At 63.5% G+C, this 16,173-nt stretch carries 16 protein-coding genes; 9 read left to right on the forward strand and 7 right to left on the reverse strand.

The window, feature by feature from the left end:
* Window positions 1-167: 167 nt before the first annotated feature.
* From J6524_RS03885 to secG, 5 genes are all read right to left on the reverse strand, one after another.
* Window positions 168-1,337 carry an MFS transporter gene (locus J6524_RS03885; protein WP_225669323.1) on the reverse strand — a complete coding sequence of 390 codons (1,170 nt, stop codon included), beginning with the start codon at window positions 1,335-1,337 and terminating at the stop codon, window positions 168-170.
* Window positions 1,338-1,368: 31 nt separating this feature from the next.
* Window positions 1,369-2,220, reverse strand: coding sequence for a 3-deoxy-8-phosphooctulonate synthase (kdsA, locus tag J6524_RS03890; protein WP_225669027.1), 852 nt, complete (start codon window positions 2,218-2,220; stop codon window positions 1,369-1,371).
* Window positions 2,221-2,308: 88 nt separating this feature from the next.
* Entirely contained in the window at window positions 2,309-2,635 is a 327-nt protein-coding gene (locus tag J6524_RS03895; RefSeq protein ID WP_225669028.1) for an NIPSNAP family protein, read from the reverse strand.
* A gap of 224 nt (window positions 2,636-2,859) precedes the next feature.
* Window positions 2,860-4,491, reverse strand: coding sequence for a CTP synthase (pyrG, locus tag J6524_RS03900; protein ID WP_225669029.1), 1,632 nt, complete (start codon window positions 4,489-4,491; stop codon window positions 2,860-2,862).
* Between the two features lie 166 nt (window positions 4,492-4,657).
* Window positions 4,658-5,032 carry a preprotein translocase subunit SecG gene (secG, locus tag J6524_RS03905; RefSeq protein ID WP_225669030.1) on the reverse strand — a complete coding sequence of 125 codons (375 nt, stop codon included), beginning with the start codon at window positions 5,030-5,032 and terminating at the stop codon, window positions 4,658-4,660.
* Between the two features lie 225 nt (window positions 5,033-5,257).
* Between secG and J6524_RS03910 the strand changes: the two genes are divergently transcribed.
* From J6524_RS03910 to J6524_RS03920, 3 genes are read left to right on the forward strand one after another with little or no spacing between them, the layout of a single operon-like run.
* Window positions 5,258-5,824: a helix-turn-helix domain-containing protein gene (locus J6524_RS03910; RefSeq protein WP_225669031.1), complete on the forward strand. Its 567-nt coding sequence runs from the start codon at window positions 5,258-5,260 to the stop codon at window positions 5,822-5,824.
* 5 nt (window positions 5,825-5,829) lie between these two features.
* The gene (locus J6524_RS03915; RefSeq protein ID WP_225669032.1) at window positions 5,830-6,183 is read left to right on the forward strand and encodes a hypothetical protein; all 354 of its coding nucleotides are present in this window, start codon (window positions 5,830-5,832) and stop codon (window positions 6,181-6,183) included.
* Window positions 6,184-6,204: 21 nt separating this feature from the next.
* Complete coding sequence (locus tag J6524_RS03920) at window positions 6,205-6,753, forward strand: GNAT family N-acetyltransferase (protein ID WP_225669033.1); 549 nt, start codon at window positions 6,205-6,207, stop codon at window positions 6,751-6,753.
* A gap of 84 nt (window positions 6,754-6,837) precedes the next feature.
* On the opposite strand, the gene tpiA is transcribed toward J6524_RS03920, so the two are convergent.
* Window positions 6,838-7,590, reverse strand: a complete 753-nt coding sequence (tpiA, locus tag J6524_RS03925; RefSeq protein ID WP_225669034.1) for a triose-phosphate isomerase — start codon at window positions 7,588-7,590, stop codon at window positions 6,838-6,840.
* A gap of 250 nt (window positions 7,591-7,840) precedes the next feature.
* On the opposite strand from tpiA, the gene J6524_RS03930 reads away from it, so the two are divergent.
* The 6 genes from J6524_RS03930 (at window position 7,841) to J6524_RS03955 (ending at window position 15,645) form a co-directional block, all read left to right on the forward strand.
* Window positions 7,841-9,742 carry a peptidylprolyl isomerase gene (locus J6524_RS03930; protein ID WP_225669035.1) on the forward strand — a complete coding sequence of 634 codons (1,902 nt, stop codon included), beginning with the start codon at window positions 7,841-7,843 and terminating at the stop codon, window positions 9,740-9,742.
* Window positions 9,743-9,898: 156 nt separating this feature from the next.
* Window positions 9,899-10,912 carry an anthranilate phosphoribosyltransferase gene (gene trpD / locus J6524_RS03935; protein ID WP_225669036.1) on the forward strand — a complete coding sequence of 338 codons (1,014 nt, stop codon included), beginning with the start codon at window positions 9,899-9,901 and terminating at the stop codon, window positions 10,910-10,912.
* An 18-nt stretch (window positions 10,913-10,930) separates the two neighbouring features.
* Window positions 10,931-11,752, forward strand: coding sequence for an indole-3-glycerol phosphate synthase TrpC (gene trpC / locus J6524_RS03940; protein ID WP_225669037.1), 822 nt, complete (start codon window positions 10,931-10,933; stop codon window positions 11,750-11,752).
* A gap of 3 nt (window positions 11,753-11,755) precedes the next feature.
* Complete coding sequence (gene moaC, locus J6524_RS03945; RefSeq protein WP_225669038.1) at window positions 11,756-12,259, forward strand: cyclic pyranopterin monophosphate synthase MoaC; 504 nt, start codon at window positions 11,756-11,758, stop codon at window positions 12,257-12,259.
* 106 nt (window positions 12,260-12,365) lie between these two features.
* Complete coding sequence (locus J6524_RS03950) at window positions 12,366-12,635, forward strand: hypothetical protein (protein WP_225669039.1); 270 nt, start codon at window positions 12,366-12,368, stop codon at window positions 12,633-12,635.
* Between the two features lie 283 nt (window positions 12,636-12,918).
* A complete protein-coding gene (locus J6524_RS03955; protein WP_225669040.1) occupies window positions 12,919-15,645 on the forward strand; it encodes a bifunctional diguanylate cyclase/phosphodiesterase in 2,727 nt (908 codons plus the stop codon).
* A gap of 43 nt (window positions 15,646-15,688) precedes the next feature.
* Here the strand turns inward: J6524_RS03955 and J6524_RS03960 are convergent, their stop codons facing one another.
* Entirely contained in the window at window positions 15,689-16,033 is a 345-nt protein-coding gene (locus J6524_RS03960; RefSeq protein WP_225669041.1) for a hypothetical protein, read from the reverse strand.
* Between the last annotated feature and the right edge of the window lie 140 nt (window positions 16,034-16,173).

Genomic DNA, 16,173 nt, shown 5'->3' on the forward strand with positions numbered 1-16,173 from the left:
CCGGCGGCTGCGCAGGGTAGCTCCATCGCTGATGGGGGTGATCTCGATCGTTCGCCTTGAGCCGGCCCGGGGGTCGACCGACCACCACAATGCCTTCTCGGCCATTTTCGGTTTGATTGTCGCAGGTGGCCTTGAATGCACGGATGCAGAACGCTCTGCGCGGCAGGCTAGGCCGCATCCGTCGGCCGCGTCTGGCGCAGCAGCTTGGCGCAGACGAACCCCAGCGCGATCATCACCGCCGCAGCAGTGAGCAGGGTCGGCACCTTGCCGGCATGCTGGATGCCGAAGCCATAGGCGATCGGGCCGACGGTCTGGCCCATGAAGAAAAAGAACGCGTGCAGCGACAACGCCGTCGCGCGCGCCTCCGCCGACAATTCGCTGGCGAAAACCTGGAGGCTGCCGTGGATCATGTAGAAGCCCCAGCCCATGAAGATCAGGCTAAGTAGCTGCAACTTCCATTCCGGTCCCATCGCGACCGCGATGAGTTGCGCGCCGACCAGCGCCGCTCCGCCGATCATCATGCCGTTGACGCCGATCTTCGGCAGCAGCCGCGACACCGTCATGGTGTAGAAGAGGCCACCGACCGCGAAGCCGGCGATGACGACGCCTGCTATCGACAGCGAGGTTTGTCCGAGCTCGAACAGGAAAGAGGCAATGAACGGAAACAGGCCAAGCACGCAGCAGCCTTCGATGAAAACAGCCGAATAGCAAATGCGCGCGTTCGGGTTGGTGAAGATCGTGCGATAGCCCTGCTTGAGGGCTGACAGGCTGGTCCGCGGCGGATTTGTCAGCGCCGCGCCGCGAAACCCGATCGCGACCACAATCGAAGCCACTACGACGATCGCGCCGAGCACGGCCAGCACGCCGCGCCAGCCGAGGAAGTCGCCGATCAGGCCTGAGACCGTCGCGCCCAGGAGATTGCCGGTCATGGCGCCGGCCAGCGTGCGTCCGATCGCGACCTGACGCTTCTCCGCACCGACGAGATCGCTGGTCAGCCCGAGCGCAATCGGAAAAACGCCGCCCGAACCGATGCCGGCCAAAATCCGGCTCGCAAACAACAATGGAAACGACGTCGCCATTGCGCCGAGAATGTTGGCGAAGCCAAGCAGTGCGAGGGCGACGATCATCAGCCTCGCCTTGCCGAACATGTCGGCGAAGGCGCCGAGCACCGGCTGGATGATGGCAAAGGTGAAGGCGAAGGCGGCGGCGAAACTGGCGGCGGTCGCGATGCTGACCGAAAAGTCCTCCGCCACATGCGGCAGCACGGGATCGAGCGCGCGGGCGGACAATGCTGCCGAAAAAGTCGCGAGCGCAATGATATTGAGCGCCGGCGGCATGCCGCTGGCGACGGTCACGGCGCTACCTGCATCATTGGCGAGCCCCGCGCTTGGACAGCGCGTCGAACTCCATCAGCGTCTTCACCAGGGCTTCGAACTCGCGCAGCGGCACCATGTTGGGGCCGTCTGACGGGGCATGATCGGGATCGGGATGGGTCTCGATGAACACGCCGGCAACCCCGACCGCAACCGCCGCGCGCGCCAGCACGGACACGAATTCGCGCTGGCCGCCGGAGGAAGTGCCCTGCCCGCCCGGCTGCTGCACCGAATGCGTGGCGTCAAAAATCACGGGCGCGCCCGTCTGCGCCATGATCGGCAGCGCGCGCATGTCAGAGACCAGCGTGTTGTAGCCGAACGAGGCGCCACGCTCGGTCAGCAGCACATTAGGATTGCCGCCGCCAGTAATCTTGCCGACGACATTGGCCATGTCCCATGGCGCAAGGAACTGCCCCTTTTTGACGTTGACGGCTTTGCCAGTCGCAGCCGCTGCGAGCAGCAGGTCGGTCTGTCGGCACAGGAATGCCGGGATCTGCAACACGTCCACCGCCTCTGCGGCCTGCGCGCACTGCGCGGGCTCATGCACGTCGGTGAGCACGGGAAGGTCGAGCGAGGAACGGATCTCGGCAAAAACCGGCAAAGCCTGTTCGAGGCCAACGCCACGCGCCGCCGAGCCTGAGGTGCGGTTGGCCTTGTCGAAAGAGGTCTTGAAGACGAGGCCTACCCCAAGCCGGCCGGCGATCTCCTTCAGCGCGCTCGCCACTTCGAGGGCGTGCGCGCGGCTTTCGAGCTGGCAGGGACCGGCAATGATCGAAATCGGCAGGTCGTTGCCGAATTTGACCTTGCCGACCGAGACGACCGGGGCAGCTTTGAGGTTCGCGTTCACAGGGTTTTCCTTTGCGTCAGGCGCGGACCATGCCGGTCCGCGATATCAGGATCAACCCCGTTTAACCCCTGAATATCAGGATTGCGGGCTACTTCACCGCGGAGAACGACGTCGGCACCAGGAGCTGACTGACGATGTTCTCGATGATCTGGCCGTCCTCTTCACTCTTGGCGCGGCCCGCGATCCAGTCGGGATCGCTCTGGAATGCAGTCCATTTCTTCTCGCGCTCGGCGAGCGATTCCCAGGCGATGAAATAGGTCAGTTCCTGGTTGGAAGTGCCGATCAGCGTCGTATAGAAGCCGGCCTGCTTGATGCCGTGCTTGTCCCACAGTTTCAGCGTCAGCGTATCGAACCGCTTCATCAGCGCCGGCAAGCGCCCAGGCAGGCAGCGATAGACGCGCATTTCCATGATCATCGGCTTTGCTCCCAAAGGTTATTGTTCTTGCACGCTAGGCAGCGGTTTGTGGCAACAATCGGCACGTTCGTCAAAGGGCGGAGCAGCCATCAAACCCTCATGGTGAGGAGGCGCGCAAGCGCCGTCTCGAACCATGTGGCCCGGCTCATGCCATTCATCCTTCGAGACGACCGCTTCGCGGTCTCCTCAGGATGAGGTCCTGCAGCAGGCATAGCGTGGCAGGCCTACACCAGCCGCGACTGCACCACCGCCGCCTGAATGAACGACGCAAACAGCGGGTGCGGTTCGAACGGGCGCGACTTCAGCTCGGGGTGGAACTGCACGCCGATGAACCAGGGATGGTCTTCGTATTCGACGATCTCCGGCAGCACGCCGTCGGGCGACAGGCCCGAGAAGCGCAGGCCATGCTGCTCAAGACGGTCCTTGTAGGCAGTGTTGACCTCGTAGCGATGACGGTGGCGCTCGGAAATCTCGAGCGCGCCGCCGTAGACTTCCGAGACGCGGCTGCCGCGCTTCAGCATCGCCGGATATGCGCCGAGCCGCATGGTGCCGCCGAGGTCGCCGCCCTTGGCGCGCTTCTCCAGCTCGTTGCCGCGCAGCCATTCCGTCATCAGGCCGACAAGTGGCTCCTTGGTCGGCCCGAACTCGGTCGAGTTCGCGTCCTCGATGCCGACGAGATTACGCGCGGCCTCGATCACCGCCATCTGCATGCCGAAGCAAATGCCGAAATACGGCACGTCGCGCTCCCGCGCGAACTGCGCCGCGCGGATCTTGCCCTCGGCGCCGCGCTGGCCGAAGCCGCCGGGCACCAGGATGCCGTTGACGTGTTCGAGGAACGGCGCCGGATCCTCGTTCTCAAAAACCTCGCTCTCGATCCAGTCGAGATTGACCTTCACCTTGTTGGCGATGCCGCCATGCGAGAGCGCCTCGATCAGCGATTTATAGGCGTCCTTCATGCCGGTGTACTTGCCGACGACGGCAATGGTCACCGCGCCTTCGGGATTACGGATGCGCTCGTTGATGACGTTCCAGCTCTGCAGCGCCGGCGGAATCTTTGGCTGAATGCCAAAGGCGGCCAGCACCTCATCGTCGAGACCGGCGGCGTGGTAGGCTTCAGGCACCGCGTAGATGTTGTCGACGTCCCTCGCCTCGATCACGGCGCTTTCGCGCACGTTACAGAACAGGCCGAGCTTGCGCCGTTCTTCCTTCGGGATTTCGCGGTCGGTGCGGCAGAGCAGGATGTCCGGCTGGATGCCGATCGAGCGCAGCTCCTTCACCGAATGTTGCGTCGGTTTCGTCTTCAGTTCGCCCGCGCTCGGAATGTAGGGCAACAGCGTCAGATGAATATAGACCGCGTGATCGCGCGGCAGTTCGTTCTTGAGCTGGCGGATCGCCTCGAAGAACGGCAGGCCCTCGATGTCGCCGACGGTGCCGCCGATCTCCACCAGCACGAAATCATAGTCGTCGTTGCCCGAAACGACGAATTCCTTGATCGCGTTGGTGACGTGCGGAACGACCTGGATGGTGGCGCCGAGATAATCGCCGCGGCGTTCTTTGCTGATGATGTCCTGGTAGATGCGCCCGGTGGTGATGTTGTCGGCCTTGGTGGCAGGACGCCCCGTGAAACGCTCGTAATGGCCGAGATCGAGATCGGTCTCGGCGCCGTCATCGGTCACGAACACTTCGCCGTGCTGATACGGCGACATCGTTCCGGGATCGAGATTGAGATAGGGATCGAGCTTGCGGAGGCGGACCTTGTACCCGCGAGCCTGCAGCAGGGCACCGAGTGCCGCTGAAGCCAGACCCTTTCCGAGCGAAGAAACCACGCCGCCGGTGATGAATATGTACCGCGCCATGGGATTCTACCTTTAAGGCCACTGCCCCGATTCTCCAAAACGAATCGCGTGCGCGGACGAAGATTTCGCCAGGCTGTGGGTGACGTTAAAACTGAAGCAATTTCAGACGATTGATGGGAAGTTCTGATGCAGGACGGTAGAGCCCGTCCTGCATAGCCACCCTGCTTTATTGCGAACGCGGCGCCTGCGGGGCCGACTGCTGCTGTTCATCCACCTTCTTGAGCGTATCGAGCACGCCGCCGGAGGTCGGCGGGGCAACCGGCGTCGCGCCACCCGGCTGCGACTGCGTGGCGGGTGTGCCGAGAATCGACGCCGGCTTGCGGTCGACGCCGGCGAGCCAGGCCAGCGCCATGCTGGTCACGAAGAAAAGCCCCGCCAGGACCGCTGTCGTCCGCGTCAGCAGGTTGGCGGTGCCGCGGCTCGACATGAAGCCGGCGCCGCCGCCCATGCCGAGGCCACCGCCTTCGGACTTCTGCAGCAGCACCGCGCCGATCAACACGGCCACGATCATGAGGTGAACGACGATGATGACGGTCTGCATCTCAAAACCTTCCGTCACAAGCCAGGGGCGCCGGGCTTCGGCTGCAGCAAGCGCTTGCGGGTTTTCCTGAAGTTGCGCGGTGTTACACGATCGGACGGGGCATTGTCACCCCCGTTAGCCGCTGTGGAGATAATTGCCGCAGGCGCGGCGGCAAGGCAGCACCACCGCTCCCATACACCCGCATCCGAGACTTGAGGTTCCCCAGATTTCTCATATAATGGACGAATGGATACTTTAGTAGACGACCTGAGCGCCCGCCTCGCCCACCGCTTGCGGCTCGAACGCGACAGCCGTGGCTGGTCGCTCGCCGACCTCGCGGAACGCTCCGGGGTTTCCAAGGCAACCATCAGCAAGATCGAGCGGGCCGAGGTCTCGCCGACTGCGGTGGTGCTGGTGCGCCTCGCCAGCGCCTTCGATCTCACCCTCGCCGGCCTGATGCTGCGTGCCGAAGGTCAGGGCGGACGTCTGTCGCGCGCGGCCGAGCAGCCGGTATGGCGTGATCCCGAAACCGGCTATCTGCGCCGGCAGGTGTTCAACCGACCGGATCATCCGATCGAGATCGTCAACGTCGAAATGCCGCCAAGGCAGCGCGTGACGCTGCCTGCCGCGTCCTATCTCCATATCCGCCAGGTGCTCTGGGTGCTTTCGGGGTCTCTCGTGCTCATTGATGGCGGCGAACGCCATGAGCTGCGCGCCGGCGACTGTCTCGGCTTTGGTCCGCCGGCGGAGGTCACGTTCGCCAACGAGAGCTCGGCGCCCTGCACCTATGTCGTGGCGCTTTCCCGGAGCTGACAACGATGCTGAAGCTCGTACGCCACAACGTCGCGACCGAGCCAGCAAGCACTGACGATGCGATTACTGCCGGCCACAATGGCGGGCCACCGCTGGAGGACGAACACCGGCCCGAATGGGGCGACGGCGGCATCGGCAACTACTTCTACTGGAAGGCGGCGCATCGCGCGGCGTGGAGAAATCCCTCGCCCGGTATCGTCGCGTTTCGCATCCGGAAAGCCGAGCGGCTGGGCCTCACCTATGAAGAATACACATTGGAAATCCTCGAACGCGGTCGTCACCTGCAGATCGAGGATGTTGACCGCATCGCCGAGATCAAGCGGGCGCGCGCCGCCCGCACTATCAATCATCGAAGCTGACGTCAGCGGAATTTCATCCTCATGTCTGATATCAAGATCAAAGCCTTGAACCCTTCGCCCGAAGTATGCGCGATGTTGAGCGAATTGTTGATCGAGACGGTGGCGAATGGCGGCTCTGTCAGCTTCATGCATCCGCTGTCTCGCGAAGCGGCCGAGGCGTTCTGGTCGAATTCGCTGAACGCGGCGGCGCGTGGCGGACGGATTATTCTCGGCGCCTTCGATGGCGACGAGCTGATCGGGACCGTGACGCTGCTGCTCGATCTGCCGCCGAACCAGCCGCATCGCGCCGAGATCGCCAAGATGATGACGCGCGTCAGCCACCGCCACCGCGGCATCGCGACCGCGCTATTGCGTGAGGCCGAGCGGCTCGCCATCGCGCGTGGGCGCTGGCTGTTGGTGCTCGATACCGCCGAGGATGAGGGCGCGGCGGGTCTTTATGAACGCGTAGGCTTCAAGCTGACGGGAGTCATTCCGGACTATGCGTTCAAACCCCGCGGCGGCCTGACGGGCACGCTGATCTACTGGAAGCGGCTAGAGCCCGGTTCTGATAGAATCAGAACCGGGCTCTAGATTCTAGTTTTGACGCGTTTTCTTGACGCGAACCGGCGTCCACTACGCTCGAAAACGCTTTAGAGGAAGGCATGCCAACTTGAGTTAGCACACCTCCGCAATCGCCAGAAAATCCACAGCTTTCAGGCTGGCGCCGCCGACCAGCGCGCCGTTGACATCGCTGACCGCCATCAGTTCGGCCGCGTTCGAGGGCTTGACCGAGCCGCCGTAGAGTATCCGGATCCGGCCACCTTCCGCGTTAAATCGGCTGGTGAGGGCATCGCGAATAAAGCGATGAACCTGCTCGACATCTTTCGGCGTTGGCGTGAGCCCCGTGCCGATCGCCCAGACGGGCTCGTAGGCCAACACCAGATTGGCAGCCGTTGCGCCATCCGGCAGGGAACCCGCAAGCTGGGTGCCACAGACGTCGAGCGTCTGCCCGGCGTCGCGCTGCTTCTGGGTCTCGCCGATACAGACGATTGCGGTCAGCCCTGCCCGCCACACCGCTTCCGCCTTCTGCCTGATAACCGCGTCGGTTTCGCCATGGTCGGCGCGGCGCTCGGAATGCCCGACGATGACCGCACTCGCGCCAGCATCAGCCAGCATTTCGGCCGAGAGATCGCCGGTATGCGCGCCCGATGCCTTGGCGTGGCAATCCTGGGCCCCGACGGCGAGTTTGGAGCCGAGCGCCTTGTCGGCGAAAGGGGCAATCAGCGTTGCCGGCGGGCAGACCAAAAGGTCGGCCTTGCCGGCCAGCGCGCCCGCGCCGGCGATCATGGCTTCGAACTCAACTAACGAAGATTTCAGGCCGTTCATTTTCCAGTTGCCGGCGATCAGCGGCCGGATGGCGTCGGTCATGTCGATTGTCCCGCAAATGTGAGGGTTACAGATGCGCTAGCAGAGGTGTGCGGCCAGTTCCAGATACCGGAGGACGATCCCCGAACCATTAACCGCTTCAATTCGTCCGATTGGTCGAGGTTGCGGGGGGGCTGCGGCCACTTTATGATGCGTTTTCAACTCGGTGACGCCTTGTTGTGGATTCGGTCCTGAACCGAATTCCCGCGGGCACGACCCGGTTCCCCTCTCCTTAAAAAAACAAGTTGGACCCATGCTTCGAGGAATTCGGACAGCCTCATCAAACTGGCTCGGCAAGATTGTCATGGCCGTCGTGATGGGCGTTTTGATTGTCAGTTTCGCAGTGTGGGGCATCGCCGACATCTTCAAAGGGTTCGGCCAGTCATCGCTCGCCACGGTCGGCAAGATCGAGATCACGACCGATCAATTCCGCCAGATCTACACGGAGAAGCTGCAGCAGCTCGGCCGTACCTTCGGCCGTCCATTGACCTCCGAACAGGCCCGCGCCTTCGGGCTCGATCGGCAGGTGCTGCGTCAGACCATCGCCGAAGCAGCGCTGGATGAGGACGCCCGGCGCATGGGGCTTGCCCAGTCGCAGGAAGAGACCATGCGGCTGATCTATAACGATCCGAATTTCCAGGGATTGGGCGGCAAGTTCGACCCGCAGCGCTTCCAGGCTACGATCCGGCAGTTCGGCTATACCGAGCAGCGCTATCTCAATGAACAGCGGCGCGTCGGCCTGCGGCGCCAGATCGCCGGCACCGTTTCGGCCGGGCTGGAGCCGCCGAAGGTCCTGATCGATGCGATGACGCGCTTCCAGAACGAGCAGCGCTCAATCGAATACGTCAAGCTCGACGCCGCGCAGGCCGGCACGATCGACCCGCCCTCGCCCGAGGCGCTCGCGGCCTATTTCGAGGATCGCAAGACCCAGTTCCGCGCGCCCGAATATCGCAAACTGTCCTTTGTCGTGATCAGCCCCGAAGAGCTCGGCAAAGCGATCGAGGTCTCCGACGAGGACGCCAAGAAGATTTTCGAGCAGCGCCGCGACAGGTTCGGCACGCCGGAAAAGCGTGAAGTGTCGCAGATGTTTTTCCCGAACGAAGGCGAGGCGCAGGCCGCGCGCGGCCGCATCACTTCGGGAACGTCGTTTGACGATGTCGCCAAGGAGCGTAACCTCAATCTGGCCGACGTCGACCTCGGGATGATCGCAAAGAACGCAATCATCGATCCCGCGATTGCGGACGCGGCGTTCTCGCTGCAGTCGGGCGAAGTCAGCCAGCCGGTGCAGGGCCGCTTCGGCGTGGCGCTGGTCAAGGTCGGCAAGATCGAGCCGGGCGTGACGCCGACCTTTGAAAACGTCGCCGCTCAGATCAAGAAGGAAATCGCGACCGAACGCGCGCGCGCCAAGGTCAATGAAATCCAGAACAAGATGGAAGACGAGCGCAGCGGCGGCGCCAATGTGGTGGAGGCTTCGCAGAAGCTCGGCCTGACCCCGGTCACGATCGAAGCCGTCGATCGCTCCGGCCGCGCGCCCGACGGCCAGCCGGTCGCCAATATTCCGCGCGGCCTCGACGTCGTCTCGCAGGCCTTCAACAGCGATATCGGCGTCGACAACGAACCGATCCAGTTTGCCGGCGGCTATGTCTGGTACGACGTGCTCGGCATCACGCCCTCGCGCGAGCGGCCGCTCGACGAAGTCCGCAGCCAGGTCGAGGCGAAATGGCGCGAAGACCAGATTTCGAACCGGCTGCGCGCCAAAGCAACCGAGATGGTGCAGAAGGTCGAGCAAGGCAGCAGCCTTGCCACCGAAGCGGCCGCGATCGGAGCGAAGGTCGAGACCGCAACCGGTTTCCGTCGCGATGCCTCGCTTTCGGGCGTGCCCTCCGCCGCGGTCACGGCCGCATTCCGAACGCCGAAGGACGGCGTCGGCCAGACGCCGGGCGCCGGTGGCAGCGAGTGGATCGTATTCCGCGTCACCGACGTGACCGTGCCGCCGGTCGACACCGCTTCCGAGGAGCTGAAGCGGCTGAAGGACACGCTGCAGCGCAGCTTGAGCGACGAGGAGCTCGCGCAATATGTGGCGAAGATCGAGTCCGAGATCGGCACCTCCATCAACCAGGCCGCCTTCGCGCAGGTGACGGGCGCCAACAATTGAGCATAATGACACTCCTCATTCTGAGAAGTGGCCACCTGGCCGCGTCTTGAAGGATGAGAGCCGGGCCTCATGGTTCTCCCGGCGATGCGGAAGCATCGTCCGGAGCGGCGCAAAGGCGCCTCCCCGCCATGAGGCCACGATTTTGAAAGCCAAGCGATGGACGACCTCAAATCTATCATCGGAAAAGTCGCCACCGGCGCGACGCTGTCGCGTGAAGAATCGGCGTCCGCCTTCGACGCCATGATGTCGGGCGAGGCTACGCCTTCGCAGATGGGCGGGCTGTTGATGGCGCTGCGGGTCCGCGGCGAAACGGTCGACGAGATCACCGGCGCAGTGTCGGCGATGCGCAGCAAGATGCTGCGGGTCAAGGCGCCAGCGGACTCCGTCGACGTGGTCGGCACCGGCGGCGACGGCTCCGGTTCGGTCAACGTCTCGACTTGCGCGGCCTTTATCGTCGCTGGCGCAGGCGTACCCGTCGCCAAGCATGGCAACCGCGCTCTGTCCTCGCGCTCCGGCGCGGCCGATGTGCTGGCGTCGCTCGGTGTCAAAATCGACCTCACGCCCGACCAGGTCGGCCGCTGCGTGGCTGAGGCCGGCATCGGCTTCATGTTCGCGCCCGCGCATCATCCGGCGATGAAGAATGTCGGCCCGACCCGCGTCGAACTCGCCACCCGCACCATCTTCAACCTGCTCGGTCCGCTCTCCAATCCGGCCGGCGTCAAGCGGCAGATGGTCGGCGTGTTCTCCAGGCATTGGGTGCAGCCGCTGGCACAGGTGTTGAAAAATCTCGGCTCCGAATCCGTCTGGGTCGTGCACGGCTCCGACGGGCTCGATGAAATCACCCTCACCGGTCCGAGTTTCGTCGCCAGCCTCGACAACGGCAAGATCACCACATTCGAGGTGAAGCCAGAGGACGCGGGGCTCAGTTGTTGCAATATCGACGCGCTCATGGGCGGCGATGCCGACGCCAACGCGCTGGCCCTGCAAAGCGTCCTCAACGGCCAGCCGAGCCCCTATCGCGACGTTGCGCTGTTGAACGCCGCGGCGGCCTTGATCGTGGCTGGCCGCGCCAAGGACCTGAAGGAAGGTGTTGCGATCGGTGCCCATTCGCTCGACAGCGGCGCGGCAGCCGCACGGCTGAAGCACCTGGTCGCGGTCTCGCGCGGCTGATCCGGAAGGCGGTAAGCAATGTCCGATATCCTGAGCAAGATCGAAGCCTACAAGCGCGAGGAAATCGCTGCCGCCAAAAAGGCGCATCCGCTCTCCGAGATCGAAGGGCGCGCCAAGGCGGCATCGCCGCCGCGCGGCTTCGTGCGCGCTATCAGGGAAAAGCTCGCCCGCGGTGATTACGCGCTGATCGCCGAAGTGAAGAAAGCCTCGCCCTCCAAGGGGCTGATCCGCGCCGATTTCGATCCGCCGGCGCTGGCAAAAGCCTATGAGGCCGGCGGCGCGGCATGCCTGTCGGTGCTGACGGACGCGCCCTCTTTCCAGGGCCATCTCGATTTCATGGTCGCGGCGCGCGCGGCTACGAACCTGCCGGTGCTGCGCAAGGACTTCATGTTCGACACCTATCAGGTGGTGGAAGCCCGCGCCCACGGCGCCGACTGCATCCTGATCATCATGGCCGCGCTCGACGATGTTGCTGCCAAAGACATCGAGGACGCCGCGATTGCGCTTGGCATGGACGTGCTCATCGAAATCCACGACCGCGCCGAGCTCGATCGCGCGCTGAAACTTCGTTCGCCGATGATCGGCGTCAACAACCGCAACCTGCGCACCTTCGAGACGACGCTGGCGACCAGCGAGGCGCTGGCGCCGCTGATCCCGAAGGATCGCCTGATAGTCGGCGAAAGCGGTATCTTCACGCCTGACGATCTCGCCCGCCTTGAACGCGTCGGCATGTCGACCTTCCTGGTCGGTGAAAGCCTGATGCGGCAGGCCGATGTGACGGCAGCGACGCGCGCGCTGCTATCGCGCACGACTGCGCCGCGCGCGACCGGGACCGGCTAGCCGATGGCGCAGAAGGCTTCCAAAGGCGGCGCCGCCCTCACCCATATCGATACATCCGGCGAGGCGCGGATGGTCGACGTCTCCGAGAAGCCGGCGACCGAGCGCACCGCCGTCGCCGAGGGGCGGGTCATCATGACCAAGGCGACGCTCGATCTGATCGTCTCCGGCAACGCCAAGAAGGGTGACGTGCTCGGCACCGCCCGCATCGCCGGCATCATGGCGGCCAAGCGCACCTCCGAGCTGATCCCGCTGTGCCACCCGCTGGCCCTATCCAAGGTCACGGTCGACATCACGCCCGACAAGAAGCTTTCCGGCTGCATCGTCCGCGCCACCGTCAAGGTCACCGGCCCGACCGGCGTCGAGATGGAAGCACTGACCGCGGTATCAGTCGCATGCCTCACGATCTACGACATGATCAAGGCGGTGGAGCGCGGCGTTCGCATCGAAGGCATCCACCTCATCGAGAAGATCGGCGGTAAGTCCGGACATTATCGCGTGGAGCGGTGAACCGGCGGTGGTGTCGCCGTTGTCACGCGCGTGTGACTTGCACGGCGAGGAATGCGCCCCGACCTTGCGGGGTTCTCTGATCGGGCCCCTCACAAGGAGGAATCCGATGTCGATCTTAAGACTCGTGGGTACGGCGGCGGTGTTGGCCACGATCTCGGCATCTGCCACGAAACCTGCACTGGCACAGCAGGTCATGTCCGAACCCGGCTATTGCGCGTTCTATTATCCGAACGCCAACTGCCAGAACAAAGGCCCGGGCAATCCCTATACCGACCCGCGGCGGTTCAGCCAGTTCTACGGCGGACCCGATGGCTCTGCCACTCCCAGCGTCGCCGTGAGAAAGCGTGCGCATCGATCTCCGGCATCCCCGCAATGACTTCGGCATCGGCTTTGCGAAGCCCCGGAGCTGTCGCAAGCCTCCGTCAACGATCGCGGACCGCGAGCTTTGCGATCCGCTGTTTGATCGTCGGCGGCGCATCGTCAGTTCCATTGCCAACGATGACCCTCGCAGGTTGCCGACGGAACCTTCCGCCACCCGAATAACATTTCATTAACCAGGCTTGCTAACGCCGGCTCCATCTCGGTGCGGTATCCAGGACGCGGGCCGGGTTAGGAGAACGCCGCTTCCGGCAGTTCAATTCCCGGTAGCGATCGCGCCAATGGCTTTGACCGGCATCAGTTCACTCAGGATCGCGTCCGCCTTCCGCGGTGGCCCGATCCGCTGGTTGATCGTGGGTGGCGCGCTCTTGATCGCCACCATTGCGATCGGCGCGACCATCATGGCCGGCAATTTCCGCGAACGCGCGTTACGTAACAGCGAACGCGAGCTGGAAAACACCGTGCTCCTGCTCGCCCGTCATTTCGACCAGCAACTCGAAGATTTCCAGGTCGTCCAGAAGGACTTGATCGCGTTCATGCGATCCAGCGGGATCGCGACGGTCGAAAACTACAAGCGTCGGATGTCCGGTCACGACATCCACCTGATGCTGAAATCGAAGCTCGAAGCGCTGTCCTATGTCGGCGGCATCAACATCTTCGACGCCGATGGCAACCTGATCAATGCATCGATCGCCTGGCCGGCGCCAGCGGTCAACTCGGCGGATCGCGCCTTCTTTCGGACCTTCAAGTCCAGCCCGCAATCGCCGGAAATGCTGGTTGATCCGGTCTACAGCCGCATCACCGGCGCCTGGACCACGGTCTTCGCCCGCAAAGTCATCGGGCCGAACGGCGAATTCCTCGGCGTCATCGGCCGCGGCATCGAACCTGCCAATTTCGAAAAATTCTTCGCCACCGTCGCGCTCGGGCCCGGCGCCTCCATCGCCATGCATCACAGCGACGGCACGCTGCTGGCCCGCTATCCACATGCGCCCGAACTGATCGGCAAGAATTTCAAGAACGGTCCGCCCGCCCAGCGGCAGGTATTCGAGCTGCCTCGCAGCACCTCGCGCCTCACCAGCCCGATCGACGGCGAGGACCGGCTGATCGCCTCGCGCGCGCTGACGAACTTTCCGCTTCTGATCGTCGCTTCGAGCACGACCTCCGCGGCGCTGGCCGACTGGCGCGAGCAGACCGTAATCCTGATCACGGTCACCGGCTTTTCCGTGCTGGCGATCGCCGTCCTGCTGTTTCTCGTCGTCCGCAAGCTTTCGCATCAGCACCGCGCCTCGAAGCATCGGCTGACACTGGAGAAGCAACGACTCGACACCGCCGTCAACAACATGACGCAGGGCCTACTGCTGTTCGATTCGAACCAGCAACTCATCATCTGCAACAAACGATATCTGGAAATGTACGGCCTGTCGGCCGACGTCGTGAAACCGGGTTGCAGCTTCCGCGAGGTGATCGCCCATCGCAAGCAGACGGGGTCCTTCGTCGGCGACGTTGATCACTATGTCGAGGTGATACTGCGCGACATCGCGCACCGCAACGTCATGGTCATTTCGACGCCGGACGGACGCTCGATCCAGGTCGTCAACGAGCCGGTCGCGGACGGCGGATGGCTGGCGACCCATGAAGACATCACCGAGCGGCGCCGCGCCGAAGAGCGCATCACCCACCTCGCCCATTATGACGCGCTGACTGATCTGCCGAACCGCACGCTGTTCCATGAGCGGCTCAAGCGCGAATTGGCCCATGTCGTGCCGGACCGGCAACTGGCTGTGCTTTATATCGACATCGACGAATTCAAGAGCGTCAACGATTCGCTCGGACACATGATCGGCGATGAATTGTTGAAATCGGTCGCCGCGAGCCTCGCGGCTTGCGCGCGAAAGAGCGATTTCGTGGCCCGGCTTGGCGGCGACGAGTTCGCCATCGTCCAGACCGGCATCGAGGACACCGACGATGTGATGAGGCTGGTCAGCCGTATCTTCGAGGCGATCCGCTCACCCTACCAGTGCCTCGGCCATCAGGTGACTACCGACGCCAGCATCGGCATTGCGCTGGCACCGCAGGACGGCTCCGACCTCGACCAGATCATGAAGAATGCGGATCTCGCCATGTACGCGGCCAAGGCTGCTGGCCGCCGCACCTACCGCTTCTTCGAACCTGACATGGAGGCCGAGGTCCGCGCCCGCCGCGGCCTGGAAATGGACCTGCGTCAGGCGCTCGTCGATGGCGGCTTCGAGGTCCACTACCAGCCTTGTCTTGGTCTGCAGACCAACGCGATTACCGGCTGCGAGGCGCTGGTGCGCTGGCGCCATCCAGAGCGCGGCATGATTTCGCCGGCCGAGTTCGTGCCGATCGCCGAGGATACCGGCCTGATCAACCAGCTCGGCGAATGGGTGCTGAACACGGCGTGCAAGGAAGCGGCAAGTTGGCCGGGCCATATCAGGCTCGCGGTCAACGTCTCGCCGGTTCAATTCAGGAGTGGCACGCTGGCGCTCAAGGTGATGAAGGCGCTCGCCGAAACCGGCCTCGCCGCGGACCGGCTGGAGCTCGAGATCACCGAGGCGGTTCTGATCCGCGACGACGAGGCGGCGCTTGCCGTCCTGCACGACCTCCGCGCCATCGGCGTCCGCATCGCGCTCGACGATTTCGGCACCGGCTATTCCTCGCTGAGCTATCTGCAGCGCTTCCCGTTCGACAAGATCAAGATCGACCGCTGCTTCATATCAGACATCGCCGAGCCGGAAGGCTCGTCCTGCATCGTACAGGCGGTGGTGAACATCGCCGCCGAACGCCACATGACGACGACGGCCGAAGGCGTCGAGACCGAGCAGCAGCGCGACTTGCTGCGCGAACTCGGCTGTTCGGAAATCCAGGGTTACCTGTTCAGCGCGCCGAAGCCGGCAGCGGAGATCAGGCCGATGCTAACAAAATACAAGTCGCGCCCTGAAGCGCCGCGCACGGTCGGTCAGCGCAAGAACGAGGCTCGCTCGGCGTAGGGTCAAGGCGCAGTCGCGGTGTGCGCCGGACAAGCGTTTTGATTCAGTTTTCAAACAGCCAACGACTTTTCCCGTCATTGCGAGCGCAGCGAAGCAATCCAAGTCTCGACTCGGGGACAGATGGATTGCTTCGCTGCGCTCGCAATGACCACTCTGTCGCCTGAGGCGATGCCAACGTCAGAACCGCGGCCGGGACTTCGCCGTGGATCAGACGGTCAATGGCTCCGGCCTGCCCTTCGCTGAACTGCACTTCGGCGGCTCCTGCCGCCATGAAGGCGGCGTTGACGCGTCCGCTTGATGCGGATTGCTTCTCTTCGATCGCGATATTCTTGTTATTCAGATCGGATAACGATTCAATTTCAGGATGCGTGTGATTGCGGCGCAACATGCGGAGGAATTAGCACCTCTGAATGATGCGTGGCACCTGCCTCGATTGACATGCCGCGCTGTTTTGGAGGTAAGTACGGAGTGCATTCGGAGCCATGCGACGCGGCTCGCGACATGGATCGAGCGGCGAGCGTGAGAGGG

It is taken from the genome of Bradyrhizobium hereditatis, from assembly GCF_020329435.1.
GTDB classification, from domain to species: Bacteria; Pseudomonadota; Alphaproteobacteria; order Rhizobiales; family Xanthobacteraceae; genus Bradyrhizobium; species Bradyrhizobium hereditatis.

Bases quoted from the DNA above. Each gene is read 5' to 3' on its own strand.
- trpC (WP_225669037.1), top strand. From the start codon at position 10,931: ATGTCCGATATCCTGAGCAAGATCGAAGCCTACAAGCGCGAGGAAATC.
- J6524_RS03960 (WP_225669041.1), bottom strand. From the start codon at position 16,033: ATGTTGCGCCGCAATCACACGCATCCTGAAATTGAATCGTTATCCGAT.
- J6524_RS03910 (WP_225669031.1), top strand. From the start codon at position 5,258: ATGGATACTTTAGTAGACGACCTGAGCGCCCGCCTCGCCCACCGCTTG.
- J6524_RS03915 (WP_225669032.1), top strand. From the start codon at position 5,830: ATGCTGAAGCTCGTACGCCACAACGTCGCGACCGAGCCAGCAAGCACT.
- J6524_RS03955 (WP_225669040.1), top strand. From the start codon at position 12,919: ATGGCTTTGACCGGCATCAGTTCACTCAGGATCGCGTCCGCCTTCCGC.
- trpD (WP_225669036.1), top strand. From the start codon at position 9,899: ATGGACGACCTCAAATCTATCATCGGAAAAGTCGCCACCGGCGCGACG.
- J6524_RS03885 (WP_225669323.1), bottom strand. From the start codon at position 1,337: ATGCCGCCGGCGCTCAATATCATTGCGCTCGCGACTTTTTCGGCAGCA.
- J6524_RS03920 (WP_225669033.1), top strand. From the start codon at position 6,205: ATGTCTGATATCAAGATCAAAGCCTTGAACCCTTCGCCCGAAGTATGC.
- J6524_RS03930 (WP_225669035.1), top strand. From the start codon at position 7,841: ATGCTTCGAGGAATTCGGACAGCCTCATCAAACTGGCTCGGCAAGATT.
- tpiA (WP_225669034.1), bottom strand. From the start codon at position 7,590: ATGACCGACGCCATCCGGCCGCTGATCGCCGGCAACTGGAAAATGAAC.
- J6524_RS03950 (WP_225669039.1), top strand. From the start codon at position 12,366: ATGTCGATCTTAAGACTCGTGGGTACGGCGGCGGTGTTGGCCACGATC.
- J6524_RS03895 (WP_225669028.1), bottom strand. From the start codon at position 2,635: ATGATCATGGAAATGCGCGTCTATCGCTGCCTGCCTGGGCGCTTGCCG.
- moaC (WP_225669038.1), top strand. From the start codon at position 11,756: ATGGCGCAGAAGGCTTCCAAAGGCGGCGCCGCCCTCACCCATATCGAT.
- pyrG (WP_225669029.1), bottom strand. From the start codon at position 4,491: ATGGCGCGGTACATATTCATCACCGGCGGCGTGGTTTCTTCGCTCGGA.
- secG (WP_225669030.1), bottom strand. From the start codon at position 5,032: ATGCAGACCGTCATCATCGTCGTTCACCTCATGATCGTGGCCGTGTTG.